At 62.1% G+C, this 6,645-nt stretch carries 4 protein-coding genes; 2 read left to right on the forward strand and 2 right to left on the reverse strand.

Going from position 1 to position 6,645, the window contains the following annotated elements; genetic code table 11:
• Positions 1 to 1,710 (reverse strand): exo-alpha-sialidase (locus KA184_10300; protein ID MBP8129954.1); only part of this gene is annotated, 1,710 nt, incomplete at its 3' end.
• Between the two features lie 72 nt (positions 1,711 to 1,782).
• Positions 1,783 to 4,425: a sodium/solute symporter gene (locus KA184_10305; protein MBP8129955.1), complete on the reverse strand. Its 2,643-nt coding sequence runs from the start codon at positions 4,423 to 4,425 to the stop codon at positions 1,783 to 1,785.
• A 189-nt stretch (positions 4,426 to 4,614) separates the two neighbouring features.
• Here KA184_10305 and KA184_10310 point away from each other — a divergent pair, with 189 nt between their 5' ends.
• Both KA184_10310 and KA184_10315 read left to right on the forward strand, forming a co-directional pair.
• Positions 4,615 to 5,622, forward strand: coding sequence for a hypothetical protein (locus KA184_10310; protein MBP8129956.1), 1,008 nt, complete (start codon positions 4,615 to 4,617; stop codon positions 5,620 to 5,622).
• 203 nt (positions 5,623 to 5,825) lie between these two features.
• Positions 5,826 to 6,572: a hypothetical protein gene (locus tag KA184_10315; protein ID MBP8129957.1), complete on the forward strand. Its 747-nt coding sequence runs from the start codon at positions 5,826 to 5,828 to the stop codon at positions 6,570 to 6,572.
• The last annotated feature ends 73 nt before the right edge of the window (positions 6,573 to 6,645 follow it).

Raw genomic sequence — 6,645 nt, forward strand, 5'->3', positions numbered from 1 at the left:
GCCGTCCGGGGCGCGAAACACAAAGGGTTCGCAGGGCATCTTGCCCGGTACGGAGGCGGCCACGGACGGTTGGGACCAGGAGAGGCCGCCGTCGGCGCTGAAGGACTGCATGACCTCCAGGGATGCTTTGTCCGGCCCGCTGCGCCGGTGGTACATGCCAAGGTAACGGCCGTCCGTCAGACGCAACACGGAACTGAAGGTCATGACGCACTCGAATGCCTCGCCCAGGGGTTCCAGTTCGCGCCACGTGCGGCCGCCGTCGTCGCTGACGATACGCGGCATGTGCGGGGGCTGGTCCCGGCCGCCGGTCCATGCGCTGAAAACAAACAGCCGTTCCACACCTGCCGGGTCCACCATCCGGTAGATGCTGGGACAGTTCATGTGGGTGGCGAATCCGGGCGGGAGCACATCGTCCATGCGCTGCCATGTGAGGCCACCGTCGTCGCTCCGCGCCATAGGCCCCGCGTGCCCGCCGTGTTCGATGCTCCAGACCGCGAAGAGGGTCTTGCCATCGGGCATCAGGACTGTTGTGGGATGTCCCTGATAGACCTCCTCCGTGCCTGCCGCAATGACCACCTGTCGTCCCGTATCCCCGGAAATGTCGAGCAGCGGCAGGGACGCCGGCCCGTCCAGGGCCGTCAGCGGGAATGTCGCAAGTACAATGGATTCGTACGGGTGCATCTGCCCGGCCTCGTAGAGACAGGCGATCTCGCCGTTGGGCAGGACAGCCAGGTCGGAGTAGGCGCTGGGGCCGACGTGTAGAACCTTTTCGACGCTCCACGTCTGGCCTTCGTCAAAACTGGCCCGCACGGTCAGGTTCACACGGTCGCGGTTGCTGGAGGGATTGCTGAACAGGATGACGCCGCTGCTATCCCCTTCCGGCCACGAGAGCCGTTCGATGGCGGCCTGGCAAATCGGCTCGATGAGCGCCGGATCGAATCGCTGGTCCCTCCAGGTCAGCCCGCCATCGTCACTCACCGCCACCTGCCGGTTCTTTTTCGACGGGTCGTAGTTGCGCATGTTGAGCAGGAGCCGCCCTTCCGTCAATTCCACCACCTCGCACTCATTCACCTGATGTTCGGGCGTCGAACCGCCCAATTGCCAGGTCTCGCCGTGGTCATCCGAGTAGATGATGTGCGAGTAGTAGCCTTTCGTGCCCGCCTCGATGTGATCGCAGGGGATGACCAGCCTGCCCTTGTGCGGCCCGTGTTCGAGCTGTATGCCGCTGCCCGGGCCGGTGGCGTACCACGTCCAATCCGCTCTCTTGACGTCCGCGGTGATTTCCCTTGGCTGGCTCCAGGTCTTGCCGTCATCTTGGGAGCAGGTCACAAACACCCGCCGCGTATCCTTGCTGCTCAGGGCAATGATGTCTGCCTCGCGATCATCGCCCCGGTTCCACGTCATCAGCAGCCAGATGACGCCCGTCTCGCGGTCCACCACCGCGCACGGGTTGCCGCAGGTGTTGCCCGCATCGTCCCAGATGACACGCTGTGCGCTCCAGGTGCGGCCATTGTCCTCAGACCGCTTCACGAGCAGATCAATATCACCCGTGTCGCTCGCACTGTTCTTGCGGCCCTCGCAAAGGGCCAACACCGTGCCCTCCCGCGTGACGGCCAGAGCCGGAATGCGGTACGTGTCGTAACCGCCCTCGCCTTTGACATAGATGGGTTGCCCGACGGGCGCGGCAATGGTGGGCCGGACGCGCAGCATGAGGGCCAAAAGCGCGACGAGCACGAGTGTCACGGTGGCCAGGGCACAAATGGTTAGTCGTGTCTTCATGGGTCATTGATTTCCTGGGTTCGAGGCGGATTGGATGGGAACACTCAGTGTACGAATGGTCAACCCCGCGATGGGGCGACTCGCGGGCGCGAATGCGAAACTCGACAGGTAGCCCACGACGAAGCAAATGCATATGCCGACGAACGCGTAGAGCAGCAGGTGAACGTTCGTATAGCGTTGGACCAGAAACAAGCCCGCCGCGCCCGCCACCGCGCCGATGATGGCGCCGGGACCGTTGGCGCGGGTCGTGAATATCCCCAGGCAGAACAGGCCGCACATCGCTCCGCCGAACAACCCGAGAATCTTCATGAATTGGTCCCAGAGGGACAAGATGCCCGAAGATGCGAACATCAGGGCCAATACCACGCCCGCGGCTCCAAATATAATCGTGAGCAGCCGCCCAAGACGCAGATAGCCAAGTTCCGAATGGATGACATTCAATGGCCGCACAAAATCCGTGACAATGGCCGTCGCCACACTGTTGATACTGGTCGAAATTGTGGACTGAGCCGCGGCAAAAATGCCGGCCACGACCAGTCCGGCAATACCCGTGGGCAGTTCCCGTGCGATGAACAGCGGGAAGATGGCGTCGGTCTTGAAGGTGGGGTCGAGCCGGTCCGGATGGTTCGCATAGAAGACGAACAGCGCCGTTCCAATGCCGAAGAACAGGAGCGACGCCGGGATGCAGGCAATGGCATTGGTCCAGATAGCCTTCTTTGCGCGCAGAATGTCCGGCACGGACATGTACCGCTGCACGACCGCCATGTCTGAGGTATAGGGCACAAGGCTCTGTGCGATGCCGCCCAGCACGACGACCCAGACAGCGGTTGTTGCGATGCTGTGCGGTGAGAAGTCGAGAGTGGCGAAGTGGAACTTGTCGTGTTCCGCGGCGGTGTGCAGAAAACCAAGCACCCCGCCGTCCACCCGCGTGATGATCAAGACCAGGCTGAGCAGCGCGCCGCCCAGCAGCACGAAACTCTGGACGGTGTCGGTCCATACGACGGCTTCCAGGCCGCCCATGGCGCAATAGACGATGCTCAGGCCGCCCATGAGCAAAATGCTCTCTTGCTCCGACAACGGGGTTATGGCCGCCAGGGCCAACGCGGGCAAATAGAGCACGACGGCCATGCGCCCCACCTGGAACAGGACAAAAGACGCGCTGGCGAACAGGCGGGCAAAGCGGTTGAAACGTTTCTCCAGGTATTCGTAAGCGCTCGTGGCGTCGATCTTTCTGAAGAAGGGCAGGAACAGCAGGATCACAAGCGGAGCGATGACGACGGCCATCATGTTCACCAGGAAATACACCCAGTCGGTGGCGTAGGCCTTGGCGGGAATGGCCATGAACGTGATGGAACTCAGCATCGTGGCGAAAATGCTCAACCCGGCTACGAACCACGGCACGCGCTGGCCGCCGCGGAAGAAGTCGTCGCTGTTCCTGTTGCGGAACGAGAAGAAAACGCCCATGGCTATCATCGCCGCGAGATAGAATCCCAACACGGAAAAATCGGTCATGCCGAAGTGATCGCCGCTTTGAACCGGCCGCACCGCCCATATTTTCGGAGAGCGGATCCGTGGCCGAATCTCGCCGCTTGGGATGATAATCGGATCGTTGACTACGTCGCCGCCCCAAAGCACGGCGGTGGTGGTCACGTGGTTCGCGGGCATGGCGCCGGCGCTCGTCCAGGTGCCGGTGATGGTATGATATGCGAGCGCTTCTTTCGGAAAGCCCGGATGCGCGTCCTTGAGTGTGTCCACTTCAAAGAACAGCCTCTCGTCAGCGCCGCCCAGCACGACGATGTGGCTCTGTCCCAAGGCGATACCCGTGCCCGCCATGACGCAGCGCGGCACGTCCGCGCGGCGGCGCCACGGGTCCGTGCCGCGGCCCGGGTGGTATCTGGCCGGCGCGAATTCGTAGACATCCGTCAGGAATTCCGTATCCCCTTTCTTATTCATGCGCCGCCCGCTGAACAGGTAGAAGCAGTCGCTGACGCCGTCGCTCTGCGCCACGGCAATCGCAAGGGCCCTGGACGGTCCCGGCCACGAGGGCAGTTGCTCCCAGATGGCATAGCCGCTTTCCAAACGCGAGAGGTCAAGCGACCAGAAATTACTTTGGGCCGTCTCCAGGCCCAGTTCCGTGGTTCCCCCGGCCAGATAGACCGTGTCCCCGATAATCGCCGCGCTTGACTGCGTGCAGGGTCGTGGCAAGTCCGGCAAGGGAACCTGTTCTACCGATTCCCGCTCTTGATCCCAGCGCAACAGGAACACGTCCGCATAGGTTCGCGCAGCGTCATTCCCGCCCATGCAGACAACGCCCAGGCCGCTCGAAACGGATGCGCCATAGGCAATCGGCCTTTGCAGCCGGCCGCCGGAAACCCAGCGGTAAACCGTCTTGCCGTCCCGGGTCGCTTTTACGAGCACATGGATTGCGTCGTGCCACACCTTGTCGGACTCCCAGACGGGTTTGGGAAAATTGGCGCCGCCCGCCACGATAAGCGCATCCCCGTGAACACCCGCGAAAGGCCCCGCGACCCCGTCTGCGTTCGGCAACGGGGGCAGTTCCTCCCACTGGAGTTGCACCGCCTGCGCGCCAAGAGGAAGAAGAAGCGCCACGAGGAATGCCGCTGGTGCAGACAGATGCCTTTGCATGTCAGAAAACTCCCCGGTTTCTCTCCGCGTGGAAAAGTGCAGGATATCATGTCTGGACCGTTTCCAGCTTTCTGGCCGGGTACGGGCGGCAGGGCCCGGGCCGCTTGGCTATGGCGCGGCAGACGGGGTTGAGCGGGCTTCCGTGTGTGCCCGCCGGAAAATTGCCGCGTTACCATCTGATGTCCTAATATGAACCCCATGAAAACGCAAGCCTGTTTTGTCACTGCTTTCGTCTTGTCTGTCTTGCATGCGTTGGCGTCCCCGGTGCCTGCATCCGCTCCACCCAATCCCGAATACCCGCATATCAACCCGGGGCCATGGTATGAACTGGCTCCGGACTGGCCGCAAAAGCCGGCGGAGGTCTCTTGGTCCGGCATTCCAGGTGTGGCGCTCGATGCGGAAGGCAACATCTGGATGTACACGCGGAACGCGCCGTCTATGCAGGTCTATGCACCCGACGGTCGTTATCTTTTCGGCTGGGGAGAGGCGCCGGGCGCGCATCACATCAAGATTGACCGGGAAGGATTCGTCTGGACCGCGGATGTGACCCGGCACGTGGTCGAAAAGCACCGGCGCGACGGAGATGTCGTTCTGACGCTGGGCGTCGATGGGGAAGCCGGCGCGGACGAACGGCATTTCTTCCGGCCCGCGGACATGGCGTTCGCCTCGAACGGCGACATATTCGTTGCCGACGGCTATGGCAACGCCCGAATAGTCCATTTTGACAAGGAGGGCACGTATATCGGCGAGTGGGGGAGCCTCGGCACGGAAGACGGCCAATTCAGCATCCCTCACGCCATTGTCATCGACTCAAGAGACCGTCTCTACATCGCAGACCGTAACAATGCCCGCATTCAGGTCTACAGCACCGGCGGCGAACTCCTGGATTCCTGGAAGCACCTGCTTGTTCCGTGGGGGCTCTGGATTACAGACAAGGACGAAATATGGGTCTGCGGTTCTTCGCCCGCGGTTTGGGCGGGGCCGCTGCTGGGCTGTCCTCCCAAGGACCAGCTGGTGATGAAATTCAATGCCGACGGGAGACTCCTGGAACTGCACGCGTTCCCGAAGGGCCAGGACGAGCACGAGCAGCCGGGGGAACTGAACTGGGTTCATGGTATCGCGCTCGATACACAGGGCAACCTTTACCTTGGGGACATCAACGGGAAGCGTCTTCAGAAGTTTCTCCGCCGTCCGTGATTGTCCTGCCCAGGCCGCCAACTTCTCGAAGGCATTTGTTGAAAGCAATTCAAAGAAGTCGTATCAATGAAGAATCAACAGCAGCTGGGCCCTGAGGGACGCCGCGGAATAAGTGGGAGACTTGCACTGTTTGACGTATAGAGTTACTGGTGTGTGAGGGAAGTTGATGGTTTGCGTGAGTGCAGCCGTATGCCGAGGGTGTTGTGGGTAAGGGTGGATACAACGTGCGAGCAAACCCGTCCGCGGCCAAGGATGCCGTGAGCGTGTGTCACGTGCGGTGGGACATAGTGCTTGCGCTCGCCGCACTTTGGGTCGCCTTGGTCGCTGCCGCGTGCACGCAGGCCGCTCCGAATGCTCCGGCAAACTCGCCTTCCCCTGTCGAACCGGGCGGCAGCCCCAAACCTGGCTTATCGCCCGGGCTGGAGCAGAGCGGTAAACCCCTGCCGCCCGTAGAACTCAGCGTCCGCCTTGCCGATACCCGGAGTATCCAGCAAGACGGCCGCGGCGCGGTACGCCTGGAAATACGGCCCGGAGTGGCCGTGTCGCGTCTGAACGTCCGGTTCGAAGCGTCCGGCGACGCCCATATCGACGGCGAATCCGCATGGTCGCATTCTTCCTTGGGCGTGGGCCAGACTGTAACGGCCGAGGCTGCCATTGCATTTCCGCGGACAGGACGGGGTGAAGTGCGCGGCTGGGTGGAAGGCTGCGACGAAACGGGAAAAACGCTGTTCGGCGTGTCCAGGGCCCTTTACATCATCGCTATGGGGGACCGCATTCTGTCGGGCGACAGCAGCTTTCTTGCGCTGGAACTGGCGGAACTGGATCGGCAACTCGCGGCGGGGGAGGTATCGCGGGGCGAATACCAGCAGAAGCGGCAGGCTGTCCTCTCTGGCGGGGCGAAGGAAACCATCATCGTGACACCGCCCGGCGGCAGCCCGTCATCGAATTGAGAAGAGGCCTTGCAGGCGGGTGAAGCCGCGTGCGAGGGAGCAATTCTTGTGCAGTTGGCATGAACGCCAGAGT

Source organism: Candidatus Hydrogenedentota bacterium (genome assembly GCA_018005585.1).
In the GTDB taxonomy this organism is placed as follows: domain Bacteria; phylum Hydrogenedentota; class Hydrogenedentia; order Hydrogenedentales; family JAGMZX01; genus JAGMZX01.